The 15,661-nt window shown below is 60.6% G+C and carries 19 protein-coding genes; 8 read left to right on the top strand and 11 right to left on the bottom strand.

Features of this window, described 5'->3' with window-relative positions; genetic code table 11:
* The first annotated feature begins 22 nt into the window (after positions 1 to 22).
* From aroQ to aat, 4 genes are read left to right on the top strand one after another with little or no spacing between them, the layout of a single operon-like run.
* Positions 23 to 469: a type II 3-dehydroquinate dehydratase gene (gene aroQ / locus PY308_RS09800; protein ID WP_275790735.1), complete on the top strand. Its 447-nt coding sequence runs from the start codon at positions 23 to 25 to the stop codon at positions 467 to 469.
* Between the two features lie 22 nt (positions 470 to 491).
* Positions 492 to 947 carry an acetyl-CoA carboxylase biotin carboxyl carrier protein gene (gene accB, locus PY308_RS09795; protein WP_275790734.1) on the top strand — a complete coding sequence of 152 codons (456 nt, stop codon included), beginning with the start codon at positions 492 to 494 and terminating at the stop codon, positions 945 to 947.
* Positions 948 to 957: 10 nt separating this feature from the next.
* Positions 958 to 2,301, top strand: a complete 1,344-nt coding sequence (gene accC, locus PY308_RS09790) for an acetyl-CoA carboxylase biotin carboxylase subunit (RefSeq protein WP_275790732.1) — start codon at positions 958 to 960, stop codon at positions 2,299 to 2,301.
* An 8-nt stretch (positions 2,302 to 2,309) separates the two neighbouring features.
* A complete protein-coding gene (aat, locus tag PY308_RS09785; protein WP_275790730.1) occupies positions 2,310 to 2,924 on the top strand; it encodes a leucyl/phenylalanyl-tRNA--protein transferase in 615 nt (204 codons plus the stop codon).
* 12 nt (positions 2,925 to 2,936) lie between these two features.
* Here aat and PY308_RS09780 read toward each other — a convergent pair whose 3' ends face one another.
* The 8 genes from PY308_RS09780 to PY308_RS09745 form a co-directional block, all read right to left on the bottom strand.
* A complete protein-coding gene (locus PY308_RS09780) occupies positions 2,937 to 3,392 on the bottom strand; it encodes a DUF2155 domain-containing protein (protein ID WP_275790728.1) in 456 nt (151 codons plus the stop codon).
* A 116-nt stretch (positions 3,393 to 3,508) separates the two neighbouring features.
* Positions 3,509 to 3,904 carry an NADH:ubiquinone oxidoreductase subunit NDUFA12 gene (locus PY308_RS09775; protein ID WP_275791075.1) on the bottom strand — a complete coding sequence of 132 codons (396 nt, stop codon included), beginning with the start codon at positions 3,902 to 3,904 and terminating at the stop codon, positions 3,509 to 3,511.
* Positions 3,905 to 4,036: 132 nt separating this feature from the next.
* The gene (locus PY308_RS09770; protein WP_275790726.1) at positions 4,037 to 4,537 is read right to left on the bottom strand and encodes a GNAT family N-acetyltransferase; all 501 of its coding nucleotides are present in this window, start codon (positions 4,535 to 4,537) and stop codon (positions 4,037 to 4,039) included.
* Entirely contained in the window at positions 4,537 to 6,039 is a 1,503-nt protein-coding gene (gene gatB, locus PY308_RS09765; protein ID WP_275790723.1) for an Asp-tRNA(Asn)/Glu-tRNA(Gln) amidotransferase subunit GatB, read from the bottom strand. The genes PY308_RS09770 and gatB overlap by 1 nt, the downstream gene beginning before the upstream one ends.
* 173 nt (positions 6,040 to 6,212) lie before the next feature.
* Positions 6,213 to 6,722: a GNAT family N-acetyltransferase gene (locus PY308_RS09760; protein WP_275790721.1), complete on the bottom strand. Its 510-nt coding sequence runs from the start codon at positions 6,720 to 6,722 to the stop codon at positions 6,213 to 6,215.
* A gap of 65 nt (positions 6,723 to 6,787) precedes the next feature.
* Complete coding sequence (gene gatA / locus PY308_RS09755) at positions 6,788 to 8,269, bottom strand: Asp-tRNA(Asn)/Glu-tRNA(Gln) amidotransferase subunit GatA (RefSeq protein ID WP_275790719.1); 1,482 nt, start codon at positions 8,267 to 8,269, stop codon at positions 6,788 to 6,790.
* A 47-nt stretch (positions 8,270 to 8,316) separates the two neighbouring features.
* Positions 8,317 to 8,604 (bottom strand): Asp-tRNA(Asn)/Glu-tRNA(Gln) amidotransferase subunit GatC, encoded by a 288-nt coding sequence (gene gatC, locus PY308_RS09750; RefSeq protein ID WP_275790717.1) that lies wholly within the window; start codon positions 8,602 to 8,604, stop codon positions 8,317 to 8,319.
* Positions 8,605 to 8,714: 110 nt separating this feature from the next.
* Positions 8,715 to 9,419 carry a metal-dependent hydrolase gene (locus PY308_RS09745; RefSeq protein ID WP_275790715.1) on the bottom strand — a complete coding sequence of 235 codons (705 nt, stop codon included), beginning with the start codon at positions 9,417 to 9,419 and terminating at the stop codon, positions 8,715 to 8,717.
* A 79-nt stretch (positions 9,420 to 9,498) separates the two neighbouring features.
* Between PY308_RS09745 and ruvX the strand changes: the two genes are divergently transcribed.
* The gene (gene ruvX, locus PY308_RS09740; RefSeq protein WP_275790714.1) at positions 9,499 to 9,978 is read left to right on the top strand and encodes a Holliday junction resolvase RuvX; all 480 of its coding nucleotides are present in this window, start codon (positions 9,499 to 9,501) and stop codon (positions 9,976 to 9,978) included.
* Here the strand turns inward: ruvX and PY308_RS09735 are convergent.
* Together PY308_RS09735 and PY308_RS09730 are read right to left on the bottom strand one after the other, a co-directional pair.
* On the bottom strand, positions 9,930 to 10,274 hold the full coding sequence (locus PY308_RS09735) for a DUF6105 family protein (protein ID WP_275790713.1): 345 nt from the start codon (positions 10,272 to 10,274) through the stop codon (positions 9,930 to 9,932). The genes ruvX and PY308_RS09735 overlap by 49 nt on opposite strands.
* The gene (locus tag PY308_RS09730) at positions 10,271 to 10,414 is read right to left on the bottom strand and encodes a hypothetical protein (protein ID WP_275790711.1); all 144 of its coding nucleotides are present in this window, start codon (positions 10,412 to 10,414) and stop codon (positions 10,271 to 10,273) included. The genes PY308_RS09735 and PY308_RS09730 overlap by 4 nt, the downstream gene beginning before the upstream one ends.
* A gap of 170 nt (positions 10,415 to 10,584) precedes the next feature.
* On the opposite strand from PY308_RS09730, the gene PY308_RS09725 reads away from it, so the two are divergent.
* Entirely contained in the window at positions 10,585 to 11,520 is a 936-nt protein-coding gene (locus PY308_RS09725) for an AEC family transporter (RefSeq protein ID WP_275790709.1), read from the top strand.
* Here the strand turns inward: PY308_RS09725 and PY308_RS09720 are convergent.
* Entirely contained in the window at positions 11,502 to 13,151 is a 1,650-nt protein-coding gene (locus PY308_RS09720; protein WP_275790707.1) for an acyl-CoA dehydrogenase family protein, read from the bottom strand. The two genes, PY308_RS09725 and PY308_RS09720, sit on opposite strands and share 19 nt — an antisense overlap.
* Positions 13,152 to 13,350: 199 nt before the next feature.
* Between PY308_RS09720 and PY308_RS09715 the strand changes: the two genes are divergently transcribed.
* A complete protein-coding gene (locus tag PY308_RS09715) occupies positions 13,351 to 14,292 on the top strand; it encodes an aspartate carbamoyltransferase catalytic subunit (protein WP_275790704.1) in 942 nt (313 codons plus the stop codon).
* The gene (locus PY308_RS09710; protein ID WP_275790703.1) at positions 14,289 to 15,578 is read left to right on the top strand and encodes a dihydroorotase; all 1,290 of its coding nucleotides are present in this window, start codon (positions 14,289 to 14,291) and stop codon (positions 15,576 to 15,578) included. The genes PY308_RS09715 and PY308_RS09710 overlap by 4 nt, the downstream gene beginning before the upstream one ends.
* Positions 15,579 to 15,661 lie beyond the last annotated feature (83 nt).

Below are 15,661 nucleotides of genomic sequence, written 5' to 3'. Positions count from 1 at the left end.
TCGATTATCGGACCGATCCCTTATGCCATCGACAATTTTCGTGCTGAACGGCCCCAACCTCAATGCGCTCGGCAAACGCGAGCCGGGAATTTATGGCGGGCAGACTTTGGCCGACTTGGAAGCCATGTGTGTCGAACACGGAAAATCGCTCGATCTCGATGTCGTGTGCCGCCAGAGCAACCACGAGGGCGATCTCATCGACTGGTTCCATGAAGCCGGCGCTGTCGCCAAAGGTATTGCCGTCAATGCCGGTGCCTATACGCATACATCGATCGCGCTCCATGACGCTGCCAAGGCGATCGGGATTCCGGTGATCGAGGTGCATCTGTCCAACGTCCATGCCCGCGAGGAATTCCGGCACAGATCGATGCTTGCGCCGGCTGCAAAGGGCGTCATCTGCGGCTTTGGCGCCGACAGTTACATTCTGGCGCTCAATGCGCTAAAGACACTCACACAACACACGAAATAAAAAGAACAAGAGGCTCATATCCATGGCTGACAAGAAACCCGCGATCGACCAGGCTCTTATCCGCGATCTCGCCAATATCCTGAATGAAACCGATCTGACCGAGATCGAAGTGGAGCAGGAAGACCTGCGCATCCGCGTTTCCAGAGCCGGCACGCCGCAATATGTGACCGCACCGGTTCCGGCAGCAGCGCCGGTACAGGCCGTAGCGGCAGGCGTCTCGGCGGCGGAGGCTGCCAAGACATCCAAGAACGCGCTGACCGCACCGATGGTCGGCACGGCCTATCTGTCCCCGGCCCCGGGTTCGCGTGCCTTCGTTGAAGTCGGCGCCACGGTCAAGGAAGGCCAGACCATCCTGATCATCGAAGCCATGAAGACGATGAACCAGATTCCGGCGCCCCGCGCCGGCAAGGTGACAGAAATTCTCGTTGAAGACGGCGCACCTGTCGAGTACGGCGAAGCGCTTGTCATCATCGAATAGGCCACAGCACATGATTTCCAAGATCCTCATCGCCAATCGCGGCGAAATCGCCCTTCGTGTGCTGCGCGCCTGTAAGGAACTCGGCATTGCGACAGTTGCCGTTCACTCCACGGCGGACGCCAATGCCATGCATGTGCGGCTTGCCGACGAAAGCGTCTGCATCGGCCCGCCGCCCTCACGCGACAGTTATCTGAACATTCACCAGATCGTCGCCGCCTGTGAAATCACCGGCGCCGATGCGGTGCATCCCGGCTACGGGTTTTTGTCGGAGAACGCCAAGTTCGCCGATATTCTCGACGCGCACGGCATCACCTTTATTGGGCCGACCGCCGATCACATCCGTATCATGGGCGACAAGATCACCGCCAAGGAAACCGCCAAGTCGCTCGGCATTCCGGTCGTTCCGGGCTCCGCCGGCGAGGTCAAGCCTGAGAACGCGCTGGAAATTGCCCGCGAGATCGGCTTCCCGGTGCTGATCAAGGCAACGGCCGGCGGCGGCGGCCGCGGCATGAAGGTGGCAAAGAACGAGGAAGAACTCTCGGAAGCAGTTTCTACTGCGCGTTCCGAGGCGCTTGCCGCCTTCGGCAACGACGCCGTCTACATGGAAAAATACCTCTCCAAACCGCGCCACATTGAAATCCAGGTCGTCGGCGACGGCGAAGGCAATGCCATCCATCTCGGGGAACGCGACTGCTCGCTTCAGCGTCGTCACCAGAAGGTTTGGGAGGAGGCGAATTCGCCCGCCTTGAATGTCGAGCAGCGAATGAAGATCGGCGAAATCTGCGCCGATGCCATGCGCAAGCTGAAATATCGCGGCGCCGGGACGATCGAGTTCCTCTACGAAAACGGCGAGTTCTTTTTCATCGAAATGAACACGCGCCTGCAGGTCGAACACCCGATCACCGAAGCGATCACCGGCATCGACCTCGTGCACGAACAAATCCGTGTCGCCTCCGGCGGCGGACTTTCCGTGACGCAGGACGAGATCGTGTTTTCCGGCCACGCCATCGAATGCCGCATCAATGCCGAGGATCCGCGCACCTTCGTGCCGTCGCCCGGTACGATCACGCATTTTCACGCCCCTGGCGGTCTTGGCGTTCGCGTCGATTCTGGCGCCTATCAGGGCTACAAGATCCCGCCCTATTACGACAGCCTGATCGGCAAGCTGATCGTCCATGGCCGTACCCGGGTCGAATGTATGATGCGTCTGCGCCGCGTGCTCGATGAGTTCGTGATCGATGGCATCAAGACGACCTTGCCGCTGTTCCAGGACCTGATCAACAATCAGGATATCGCCAATGGCGACTACGACATCCTTTGGCTGGAAAACTATCTGGCCCAACCGGCCGAATGAGGTTTTGAATGAAGGGGACCCGCAGCAGGCAGCCGGAGATCACACCGGATTTGCTGTTGCGGGCCTATTCCATCGGTCTTTTTCCAATGGCCGACAGTGCCGACGACCCCGACCTTTTCTGGGTCGAGCCTGAACTGCGGGGCGTCATCCCGCTCGATGATTTCCACGTCCCGAAAAGCCTGGCGAAGACCATCCGGCGCGCACCCTTCGATATTCGATACGACACTGCTTTCGAGCAGGTCATGGAAGGCTGCGCCGCCCCTGCCCCGGATCGCCCGACCACCTGGATCAACCGGAAAATCCGCTCCCTCTACACAACCCTGCATAGGATGGGGCATGCGCACTCCGTCGAAGCCTGGGATGGCGGTGAATTGGCGGGTGGGCTCTACGGTGTGTCGCTCGGCGCGGCCTTTTTTGGCGAAAGCATGTTTTCGCGCCGCACGGATGCTTCGAAGATATGCCTCGTCTATCTCGTTGAGCGCCTGCGCAAGCGGGGTTTCACCCTGCTCGACACTCAGTTCACCACGGATCACTTGAAAAATTTCGGCGCCATCGATATTCCAAAGGCCAGATATGCACGGCTGCTGGAGCAGGCAGTGGCGGGGCCTCATATCTCGTTTTGAGACCGAGATCCCTCACTGTTGCGATGCTGCAGCGTCCGGCGGCGGAAGATCGGACTTCGCCTTGCAACTCGTAAGCCAGACATCGTAGACGGGATGTTCGACGGCGTTGAGGCCCGGACTGTCGGCAAACATCCAGCCTGTAAAGATGCGTCGGATCTTGCGGTCGAGGGTGATCTCGTCCACCTCGACGAAGGTGTCTGTCTTTGGCGCCTCTGTATCGTCACGGCTGTAGCAGACACGCGGCGTCACCTGCAACGCGCCGAACTGCACGGTTTCGCCGATATAGACGTCGAAGGTGGTGATGCGGCCGGTGATCTTGTCGATTCCGGAGAAGACAGCGACCGGGTTGTCGATGCGGGCGGCCTTCGTTGCACCGGCAGTGCAGAGAAACACACAGCCCGCAACCGCGAACAGCGCTGTCGCTGCAAGGCGCCCGCGCGTTTCAGTTCGCTGATGTGAAACTACCATAAAAGCCGGTCTCCCGCATGATACCGATAAAACTCAGCGATCACGCGCTAAACATGAAATGTGGCCGAGGCGTGATGTCCTGCAGACACGACCATCGCTACCCCGCCTATGACGGTTCAGGAACGCGGCGTCCAGGCGTCGTAGTCACCAGTGACCCGCGGACGTTCGCCGGCAGCGTTCATCGAGCCCGGGGGACGGTAGGCCTCGGCGGTGCCGGTACCGTTCGGGCGATGCGGCTTCTGCCATTCGCGCGCCTCATAGGCTTCATCGGCCGGCGACACATCCGTGCGATGGTGCATCCAGCCATGCCAGCCCGGCGGAATCGCCGAGGCGTCGGCATAGCCGTTGTAGATCACCCAGCGGCGCGTGCGGCCTTCGGAATCCTTGCCGCCCTGATAGTAGACGTTGCCCGCCTCGTCCGAACCGACGCGCGTGCCAAAACGCCAGGTGTGGAAACGGGTGCCCATCGTCTGTCCGTTCCACCAGGTAAAGATCTGCAGCAGAGACTTCATCATGTCCGTCCTTGACCGCGCCCGGAAGGGCAACCGGTTACACAAATATAACCCTGCTTATGCCGCGCAGCCCGTCGCTTGTCCAGCGATTCCAGACCTGCCATGGCAGGCGATGCCGGTAAATCCCGCTGCTCATCTGTTCAGCGGCTTCTCCATCACGATTGCCGGAATGCCCGATTGCGCATCCCCGCAACTGGCCGTCTCTCCGGTTTTCACAAAGCCGTGGGCTTGATAGAAATCGATCGCCTGCCGGTTCTGCGGCTCGACTTCCAACTGCATGATCTCTGCGTCCGGAAAGCAGGTTTCAAGTTCCGCGAACATCTCACGCCCGATGCCCTGGCGCTGGAATTTCGGCAACACGTAGAGCTGGTGCAGCACGGCAGTTTTTGTCCGTGTTTCCGACATGGCGGCATAACCCATGCCGCCGATGTCCTTGCCGCTATCCGCCACCACGAATTCGGCGTTCTTCCGGGCAAGCCGGGCCTTCAGCGCAGGCAGGGAATGCCATTTTTCGGTCAACTCCGTGACCTTGTCGACACCATAGAGCACGTCGTAGGTCGCGTGCCAGGTTTCACCGAGCAGCGCGCTCACCTTGGCAAGATCGCGTTCGGAGGCGGTGCGGACGAAGAACATCAGTCCTCGATCCCGAGCTTGGCCTTGACCAGCGCCTGCACGGCCTGCGGATTGGCCTTGCCTCCGGTCGCCTTCATCACCTGTCCCACGAACCAGCCGGCAAGCGACGGCTTGGCCTTGACCTTCTCGACCTGATCAGGGTTGGCGGCGATGATTTCGTCCACGGCTTTTTCGATGGCGCCGGTATCGGTGACCTGCTTCATACCGCGGGCTTCAACGATTTCCGCAGGGTCTCCGCCTTCGTTCCAGACGATCTCGAAAAGGTCCTTGGCGATCTTGCCGGAAATGACTTCCGATTTGATGAGGTCAAGAATGCCACCCAGCTGAACGGGCGAAACGGGAGTCTCTTCAATGCCTTTGCCGGCCTTGTTCAAGGCGCCCAGCAAGTCGTTGATAACCCAGTTTGCGGCAATCTTGCCGTCACGACCGGCTGCGACGGCCTCGAAATAGTCGGCGATCGCCTTTTCCGATACGAGCACGGAGGCGTCGTAGATCGACAGGCCGAGATCGCGCACGAAGCGCTCCTTCTTGTCGTCGGGAAGTTCCGGCAGATCCGCCTTCAGAGCCTCGATGAAGGCATCGTCGAATTCAAGCGGCAGAAGGTCCGGATCGGGGAAGTAGCGATAGTCATGCGCATCTTCCTTCGAGCGCATCGACCGGGTCTCGCCCTTGCCCGGATCGAACAACCGGGTTTCCTGATCGATCGAGCCGCCATCCTCGAGAATGGCGATCTGGCGGCGGGCCTCGTATTCGATCGCCTGACCGATGAACCGGATCGAGTTGACGTTCTTGATTTCGCAGCGCGTGCCGAAACCCTCGCCCGGACGGCGCACGGAGACGTTGACGTCGGCACGCATCGAGCCTTCGTCCATATTGCCGTCGCAGGTGCCGAGATAGCGCACGATCGAGCGCAGCTTGGTCATATAGGCCTTGGCTTCATCCGACGAGCGCATGTCGGGCTTGGAAACGATCTCCATCAGCGCGACACCGGACCGGTTGAGATCGACATAGGACAGGGTTGGGCTCTGGTCGTGCATCGACTTGCCGGCATCCTGCTCCAGATGCAGCCGCTCGATGCCGATCTCCACATCCTCGAACTGCCCCTGACGATCCGGACCGACGGAGATGACGATCTGGCCCTCTCCGACGATCGGATCCTTGAACTGCGAGATCTGGTAGCCTTGCGGCAGATCGGGATAGAAATAGTTTTTACGATCGAAGATCGACCGCTTGTTGATCTGGGCCTTCAGGCCGAGGCCGGTGCGGACTGCCTGCTTCACACATTCCTCGTTGATCACGGGCAGCATGCCGGGCATTGCCGCATCGACAAGCGACACGTTGGAATTCGGCGCATTGCCAAAGGTCGTGGACGCACCGGAAAACAGCTTCGAATTGCTTGTTACCTGAGCGTGCACTTCCATCCCGACGATCACTTCCCAGTCGCCGGTCGCGCCGGGAATATAGCGTTTCGGTTCGGAAATGCGGACATCGACAAGGGTCATGGAATGCTCTTCTGCAGGCTCGGATGATGACTTCTCGGTAGAACAATTGGGCGGGAGGTGCAAGGCTTGTCGCGCTTGAGGTCGTGCCAACACGGCAGAGATGCCGCTTGCCCAGCGGATGAACGCGCTCGCCCGAATTTCGGCACATGTTCGTCGGGGGCCTGCCGTTCCGCTTAGAACCACTGCAGATTCTGCTGGGCGACCGGCTCTTCCAGCATTTTTGTCATGCCGATCGATTCCACGTCCCTGTCGAGTTTGGGCGCATAGGCCGTTGAGAGCGAACTGACCGAATATCCATGTTTGCGAAAGAAGCCGATCGCCTGCGCGTTCTGCGCATGCGTCTTGACGATGGCGGCGCCAAAACCCTCGGCCAGTATCCTGCTTTCGAGATCTGCAAGCAGTGCAGAGCCGAGACCGCTTCGCTGGACCGCGGGCTCTATCCAGAGATCGGAGATATTGCCATCGCGGTCTTCGCGTGCCGCCCATCCGGCAACGGTGCCATCAGTCCCGATGACGCTGACGGAAAACCAGTTCGATCTTAGAAAGGACAGGAACGACAATTCCGCGACGCGGCGCATACCCTGAGCGTCGGCAAGACCAGACACCGCCCTTTCCCAGGCCGCGAGGCCGATGGCCGCCAGACAGACAATCTCCTCTTCATGCGCAAGGCGAACGCTGACCATACGGCGGATCCTTTCAGCCTCAGTTAAGCATCAGCGCCGCCTTTTGGCCAGCAGCACCAACGGGATTACCACCACTTCTGCGGCGAGAACTTTCCGGCTGCCTGCTCGATGACATGCGCCGTCCTGAACAGCGTTTCTTCCTCGAAAGGCTTGCCGATCAATTGGAGACCAAGCGGCAGACCCTTGTGGTCGAGACCGGCGGGAACGGCGATGCCGGGCAGGCCCGCCATGTTGACCGTCACCGTGAAGATGTCGTTGAGATACATTTTCACCGGATCGGAGGCCAGATCCTCGTCGGCGATGCCGAAGGCCGAAGATGGGGTGGCTGGCGTCAGGATGGCGTCGACACCGGCATGGAAGGCCAGTTCGAAGTCCCGCTTGATCAAGGTGCGGACCTTCTGGGCCTGCAAATAATAGGCGTCGTAATACCCGGCCGACAGCACGTAGGTGCCGATCATGATGCGGCGCTTGACCTCGGTGCCGAAGCCGGCGGCGCGGGTCTTTTCATACATGTCGGCGATGTCCTTGCCGTCGATGCGCAGGCCGTAGCGAACGCCGTCATAGCGGGCAAGATTGGACGAGGCCTCGGCCGGCGCGACGATATAATAGGCCGGCAGCGCATATTTCGTGTGCGGCAGGCTGATATCAACGATCTCGGCGCCGGCATCCTTCAGCCAGGCGATGCCCTGAGTCCAGAGCGTCTCTATTTCGTCCGGCATGCCCTCGACGCGGTATTCCTTCGGGATGCCGATCTTCATTCCCTTCAGCGACTGGCCGAGCGAGGCCTCGTAATCCGGAACCGGCAGATCGACGGAGGTCGTATCCTTGGCATCGACGCTCGCCATGGATTTCAGCAGGATTGCAGCGTCGCGCACGTCGCGGGCAATTGGCCCGGCCTGGTCGAGCGAGGAGGCAAAGGCGACGATGCCCCAGCGCGAGCAGCGGCCGTAGGTCGGCTTGAAACCGACGGTGCCCGTAAAGGCGGCCGGCTGGCGAATCGAGCCGCCCGTGTCGGTTGCGGTCGCACCGGCGCAGAGAAAGGCCGCGACGGCGGCGGCCGAACCGCCGGAAGAGCCGCCCGGCACGAGATCGAGGTTCGATCCGGTTGCTTTCCACGGGTTGATCACCGGACCGTAGTAAGACGACTCGTTAGACGAACCCATGGCGAACTCATCCATGTTGAGCTTGCCGAGCATGACGGCGCCATCGTTCCACAGGTTCTGGGTGACGGTGGATTCGTACTTCGGCTTGAAGCCGTCGAGAATATGGCTTGCCGCCTGGGTATGGACACCCTCGGTCCCGAACAGATCCTTGATCCCGAGCGGAATGCCTTCAAGCGCACCGGCCTTTCCGGCAGCGATGCGGGCGTCTGACGCCTTCGCCATGTCGCGCGCCTTGTCCGGCGTGGTAACGACATAGGCATTCAGCGCGCCATTGGCCGCATCGATCGCGCCAATATAAGCTTCCGTCAGTTCGACGGCGGAGATTTCCCTGGCGCTCAGCTTCGTGCGCGCTTCGGCAATGGTCAGGCGGGTCAGGTCGGTCATGGCAGGCTTTCAACAATCGGATGCGTTCGGGCGGCGGCAAAGAAGGCTTATTCGACAACCTTCGGAACGAGGAAAAAATTACGGTCCTCGTTGGGCGCATTGGCGACGATATCGTCGGCCTTGTCGCCGTCGGTGACGACGTCCGCCCGCTGCTTCATCGCCATCGGCATCACCGAGGTCATCGGCTCGACGCCATCGACATTGACCTCGGACAGTTGCTCGACGAAGCCGAGGATACCGTTCAACTCGCCGGTCATGCGCTGCGCATCCTCTTCGGTAACGGCAATGCGGGCAAGACGCGCAACGCGCTTCACGGTGGCGAGATCGACTGACATGGATATCTCCGGTAGGAATTTTCCTATCGCTATAATCACCCAGCACCGACCGCGCAACGGTGGAATCATTTGCGCGGCCGGCTCCGTTGGATTCACGAGCGCATCAGGCCCTAAATCGCAACGACGCCGCCGACGGCAGGAACCGCGACCTTCGCCTTGCCGCCATCCATTGCCGCAACAAATGTATCGGCAGTCTGGTCGATGATGCCGAAGGAGCCGTAATGACAGGGCAGCACCGTGCCGAACGTGAAGAAGCGCTGGCAGGCAAGCGCCGCCACCGCGCCGCCCATGGTGAAACGATCGCCGATCGGCACGAGGCCGATTTCCGGCTGATGCAGTTCCTGCACCAGCGCCATGTCGGAAAAGATGTCGGTGTCGCCCATATGATAGAGCGTCGGTTCGTCTTCGAAATGCAGCACCAGCCCGTTGGCGCTGCCGAGCGAATGGGAAACGCCGTCTTCCGTGATCTGCGCCGATGAATGCAGGGCATTGACGAAAGTCGTGGAGAAGCCGCCGAGATGGATCGTGCCGCCGGTATTGCCCATTTCGACGTTTGCGACACCGCGCGACCCGAGCCACGCGGCGAGATCGGCATTGGCAACCACGGTGGCGCCCGTTTCCTTCGCCAGCGCGATCGTATCACCGACATGGTCTCCATGTCCGTGCGTCAAAAGAATGTGCGTCAGACCCGCAGCGGCATCCTTGCGTGTCGATTCGTCGAAGGACGGATTTCCGGTGAAAAACGGATCGATGAGAATTTTCGCCTGAGCGGTTTCGAGATGAAAGGCGGAATGACCAAGCCATTTGATTTTCATGAACGGACTCCGTGATGATTTGTCGGTTGGATGCGGTTATGGATCAGCCGGTCAACCCTGAAAAGGCGAATCGGCAATCATGACTGTCTTCACCATAGATGAACTTGCGTCATCCCTCCTCCCCGGCCAGGCCATCGGAGGACTGGACCTCGGCACAAAGACGATCGGCGTTTCGGTGTCCGATCTCGGCCGGCGCTTTGCGACGCCTCGTGAGGTGATCAGGCGCGTGAAATTCGGTCTGGATGCCGAAGCCTTGCTTGCCATGGCGGCAAAAGAAAAAATTGCCGCGTTTGTCATCGGTCTGCCCATTAATATGGATGGTTCGGAGGGACCGCGTGTGCAGGCGACGCGCGCCTTCGTGCGCAACATGGAAGCAAAGACAGGCATCCCTTTCGTCTTCTGGGATGAACGGCTTTCGACAGTCGCAGCGGAACGGATTCTGATCGAGATGGACGTGTCGCGCAAGAAGCGGGCCGGCCGGATCGATTCGGCCGCTGCCTCCTTTATCCTTCAGGGGGCGCTGGACAGGTTGGCGTCTTTGGCAAAGGGTGCCTCCTGAGACTGAGTCGGAGCGATGCCGCCGAAGCGCCTTTTGTACCAGGCGCGCAACTCGCGACGCTTTCGATAGGCGACGATTGCAAAGACGATCAGGCTGTCGAAGGCGATGGCACGGGCAACGAGCGGGGGTATGGCTTCCGGCGGCAGGCCGAGCACGTTTCCATAAATCGAAAAGACGAGATCATGCGTCTGCCGGGTCAGCATGAAAAAGCCGAAGCTCATGTCATAATAGGAGAGGCCGTACCAGCTGGCCAGCAGAATGACAGGGAAAGCCCATAGGATGAGGAACCATTTCATGCCCGTTCTACCTCCATCGTCCAGCCACTCTTAATGTGCAGAGCCGCCCGGTCGAGAGCAACCATACCCAGTAAGATAGCCGCCGGAACCGACAGATCGAGTGTCAGGCCTGAAAAAAACAGCATCATGATAATCGTCAAGCCAGCTCTCATCGAACCGCTCCATTGCATGTCGTTAACTCTTCCGGTTCGACAATCGTCCGTTAACGCGACGGCCGCAACGTAAACCATTAGTTAAGGTTAATTTCCACATGCGCGGTTGCCGCTGGATGCGCCCGTGTCTATCAAAGGCGTTGTTTCATGCGGGTCCCATGATTGTCATATTCGAAAACATCCTTCCGGTCTTTTTGCTCGTGTCGCTGGGCATATGGCTGAAACGCTCGCCCCTGATCGACCTCAGCCTCTGGGAAGGCCTCGAGCAACTCGGTTACTTCGTCCTGTTTCCCGCCCTGCTCTTCTCGACGCTGGCGAGGGCGGACTTCGCCGGAATGAAAAGCAGTGTCACCGCTTTGGCGACAATCGGCAGCATCACCCTCATGTCTGCGGCGATGCTGATGCTTTGGCCCTTCCTTCGAAACCGGCACGTTTCCGCGGCCGCCTTCACCTCGATCTTCCAGACGGCCACCCGCTGGAACGGTTTCATGGCACTTGCAATTGCGCAGAAACTTTATGGCCCGCTCGGCCTCAGCTTGACAGCTCTGATCATGGCGCTCGTCATCATCCCGATTAATTTCTACAATATCGGGGTGCTCATTACCTTCAACGGCGGTAAAAAGGGACTGCGCTTCTTCGCCTACAAGATCACAACCAACCCTTTGATTGTTGCATCGGCACTCGGCATCGTGCTCAACCTCCTTGGGCTTACGGTTTACGGGCCAATCATGAGCGCTGTTGATATGCTGGCCGCCGCATCTCTCAGCCTCGGCCTTGTCATGGTCGGCGCAGGGTTAAAGGTTGTGGATGCCTTGCGGCCAAGCCGCGTCGTCCTTCTCGCTGTTGGTCTGAAGCTCATCGTCATGCCGCTCTTCATGGTGGGTGCGGCCTACCTGCTCGGCATCCGCGGCGACAGCCTGCTGGTCATCGCGCTCGGGGCCAGCGTACCGACTGCCATGAACGGTTACCTGCTTGCCAAACAGATGGGCGGCGACGCCCCGCTTTATGCAGCGGTCGCGACAGTGCAGACGGCGGCTTCGTTCTTCACCATTCCCCTGGTCCTGATCGTCACCGCCTATGTCGCGGCAGGATAGAGAAGATCCACGATGTAGGCGGCGTCGAAGCGCGAATCGAGCATGCCGTAAGTCGAGCGCCAGCCCGCGGCGAGCCGTGATTCCAGGAAGGCATCTGCAACACGCCCGGCCCCGATCCTGTAGAGTTCCGCGGCAGCGGCAGCCAGCGCCAGTTGCTCGACCAGCATGCGCGCCGCCCCTTCGTCGCGCTCGCAGAGCAGCATGGCCGCCCTCAGCACATCGACGGTCTTTTTGGCAGAGGGGCCGAGATCTCGGCTGATCACCTGGAAAAGCAGCTCGAACAGATCCTTGCCGCGCCTCAACACCCTGAGCACATCGAGCGCCATGACATTGCCCGAGCCTTCCCATATGGCATTAACGGGCGCTTCCCGATAGTGCCTGGCGATGGGCCGTTCCTCCACATAGCCGCTGCCGCCGATGCATTCCATCGCCTCGGAGATCAGCGCAGGGGCAATCTTGCAGGCCCAGTACTTGACGACCGGGGTCATGATCCGGGCATAGGCCGCATCTTCCGCGCTGTCGCGGGCTTTGTCGAAAGCCTCGGCCACCCGGAAGGAGAGCGCACTGGCGGCAGCGACATCCAGTGCCATGTCGGCGATCACCCGCGTCATCATCGGCTGGTCGATGAGCGCCTGCCCGGACATCTGGCGGCCACGCACGTGGTGAACGGCCTCGGCCAGCGAAGCCCGCATCATGCCGGCGGATGCGAGCGCGCAGTCGAGGCGCGTCAGCGTCACCATGTCGAGGGTCGTGCGCAGCCCTCCGTCCGGCGTGCCCAGGAGAAAGCCGAACGTGTCGGAAAACTCGACCTCGGCCGATGCGTTGGAGCGATTGCCGAGCTTGTCCTTCAGCCGCTGGAACCGCAGCCCGTTGGCCGATCCATCCTCCAGCAGGCGCGGCACCAGAAAACATCCAAGCCCCTCGCGGGTCTGGGCCAGCATGACGAAGGCATCGCTCATCGGTGCCGACATGAACCATTTGTGGCCGGACAGCCGGTAAATGCCCTCGCCGACACGCTCCGCCGTCGAGGTGTTGGCACGCAGGTCCGTTCCACCCTGCTTTTCCGTCATGCCCATACCAATTGTGACCGACGACTTCTGCATCCAGGCGCGATTCGACGAATCATATTTGCGCGACAGGATTTTCGGGGCCCATTCCTTCTGGACGGCGGATGATGCGGAAATGGCAGCAACGGACGCGCTCGTCATCGTCAGCGGGCAAAGATGGCCGCATTCGAGCTGGGCCGTCAGGTAAAAGCGGATGGCGCGCACCTTGTGCGAGCGGCCACGCTCGTCGGCAATGTTTTCCCAGGCGGAGGCATGCAGCCCCGACGTCATGGAGCGGCGCATGAGCGCATGCCAGGCGGGGTGGAATTCGACCATGTCGAGGCGCTCGCCGCGGGGACCATGGGTCCTCAGCTTCGGCACGCCCTCATTGGCCATGCGCGCGAGATCCTGCGCCTCAGGCGAGGTGACATAGCGGCCGAGTGTCTCGAACTCATCGCGCAACGGCCGCGGCATCGACGCCGCGATATCGACCACCAAGGGATCGGAGCTGAAAGCATTGATCCCCGACCAGGGTTTGGGCTGGTTGAGTTCGGCGAGTTTCTGTTCATGTCGGCTTATCGTCATCGGGCGTTTCTAGCCCAAGTCCGGGTGCATAGGAACAGGACGTGCGGCGTATAAAGGCGGCGTCCGGAACAATTTATGCGCCCCCGCGAAAAACACCGGAAAACCGGCGCTCAGACGTTCCGTTCCGGTGTCGCTGCCTTGCTCGCCCGCGCATCAGTCATTATAGACCACCAAACTTCACATCATGAGGCGGCTTCCCATGGATTTCTTTCCGCATCGCCACCTGCTCGGCATCAAGGGGCTGACGGAACAGGACATCACGCTCCTGCTGGACCGGGCGGATGAGGCGGTGAAGATTTCCCGCCAGAGGGAAAAGAAAACCTCGACGCTTCGCGGCCTGACGCAGATCAATCTGTTCTTCGAAGCATCGACGCGGACGCAATCGTCGTTCGAACTGGCCGGAAAGCGGCTCGGGGCGGACGTGATGAACATGTCGGTGAGCAACTCCTCCGTCAAGAAGGGCGAGACGCTGATCGACACAGCGATGACGCTGAATGCCATGCACCCCGATGTCCTCGTGGTTCGCCATTCATCAGCCGGTGCCGCCGCTCTTCTGGCGCAGAAAGTCTCCTGCTCGGTCGTCAATGCAGGCGACGGCCAGCATGAGCATCCGACACAGGCGCTGCTCGATGCCCTCACCATCCGCCGCGCCAAGGGCAAGCTGTCGCGAATCATCGTCGCCATCTGCGGCGATGTGCTGCATTCGCGGGTTGCGCGCTCCAATATCCTGCTTCTCAACCAGATGGGCGCCCGCGTCCGCGTCGTCGCCCCGGCCACGCTTCTGCCGTCCGGCATCGCCTCGATGGGTGCCGAAGTCTATCATTCGATGGAAGAGGGCCTGAAAGATGCCGACGTGGTGATGATGCTGCGTCTGCAGCGCGAGCGCATGGCGGGCTCCTTCGTTCCCTCCGTGCGGGAATATTTCCGCTATTACGGGCTCGACGCCGAGAAGCTGAAAGTCGCCAGGGAGGACGCGCTCGTCATGCATCCCGGTCCGATGAACCGCGGTGTGGAGATCGCCTCTGAAATTGCCGACGGGCCGCAGAGCGTCATCGAGCAACAGGTGGAAATGGGGGTCGCTGTGCGCATGGCTGTGATGGAAACGCTGCTGCTTTCCAACCGTGAGGGAGCACAGGCATGACCACCAGCCTCGTTCTGAAAAACCTGCGCATCATCGACCCGTCCCGCAATCTCGATGAAACAGGCACGATCATCGTCGAGAACGGCGTGATTCTGGCAGCGGGCAGCAGTGCTCGAAATCAGGGCAATCCCGAGGGGGCCGAGGTCCGCGACTGCAATGGCCTCGTCGCCGTGCCCGGTCTCGTCGATGCTCGCGTCTTTGTCGGCGAGCCTGGCGGCGAGTATCGCGAAACCATCGAATCGGCATCCCGTGCCGCCGCGGCCGGTGGCGTGACGTCGATCATCACCATGCCGGATACCGATCCTGTCATCGATGACATCGCGCTTGTTCAATTCGTCCAGAAGACTGCGCGGGACAAGGCGCTTGTCCACGTCTATCCGGCAGCGGCTCTGACCAAGCATCTGGGTGGCGAGGAAATGACCGAGTTCGGCCTTTTGCGGGAAGCGGGCTCCGTGTGCTTCACCAATGGCCGCCAGCCCGTGCACGATACGCTCGTTCTGCGTCGCGCCATGACCTATGCCCGCGAATTCGGGACCGTCATTTCACTCGAAACCCGCGATAAATATCTGGGCGCGGGCGGCGTCATGAACGAAGGGCTGCTTGCTAGCTGGCTTGGCCTGTCCGGCGTACCAAGAGAGGCGGAGATCATTCCGCTCGAACGGGACCTTAGGATCGCCGGCCTGACCGGGGCCGCATACCATGCTGCCAAGATTTCCCTGCCGGAATCCGTCGAAGCCGTCGCGACCGCCCGCAGACGCGGCGCCAACGTGACCTGCGGTATTTCCATCAACCATCTGGCACTGAACGAAAACGATATCGGCGAATACCGCACCTTCTTCAAGCTCTCGCCGCCGCTGCGTGGCGAGGACGACCGGGTCGCCATGGTCCAGGCTCTGGCAGACGGCGCAATCGACATCATCGTGTCCTCGCATGATCCGCAGGATGTCGATACCAAGCGCCTGCCCTTTGCCGATGCCGCCGACGGCGCGATTGGCCTGGAGACAATGCTCGCAGCGGCCCTGCGCCTCCATCACAGCGGCCAGGTGCCGCTGATGCGGCTGATCGATGCGCTCTCGACGCGCCCGGCGCAGATTTTCGGGCTCGAAGCCGGCACGCTGAAGCCCGGTGCCCGGGCCGACATCACCCTGATCGATCTCGATGAGCCGTGGCTTTGCTCGAAGGAGGCCATCGTTTCGCGATCGAAAAACACGCCCTTCGAAAATGCCCGCTTTACCGGCCGTGCAGTTCGTACCTATGTTGCGGGAAAACTGGTTCATTCGCTCTGATTGACGGCATAATTTGCCCCGCGTCAGCCAGCTGTACCAAAGGGCGGTCGCCTTCTTCCTTACACGGCAGAAGGCAAAAGGTG

This window comes from Pararhizobium gei (genome assembly GCF_029223885.1).
In the GTDB taxonomy this organism is placed as follows: domain Bacteria; phylum Pseudomonadota; class Alphaproteobacteria; order Rhizobiales; family Rhizobiaceae; genus Pararhizobium; species Pararhizobium gei.
This window is presented reverse-complemented; position numbering and strand designations above follow the sequence as displayed.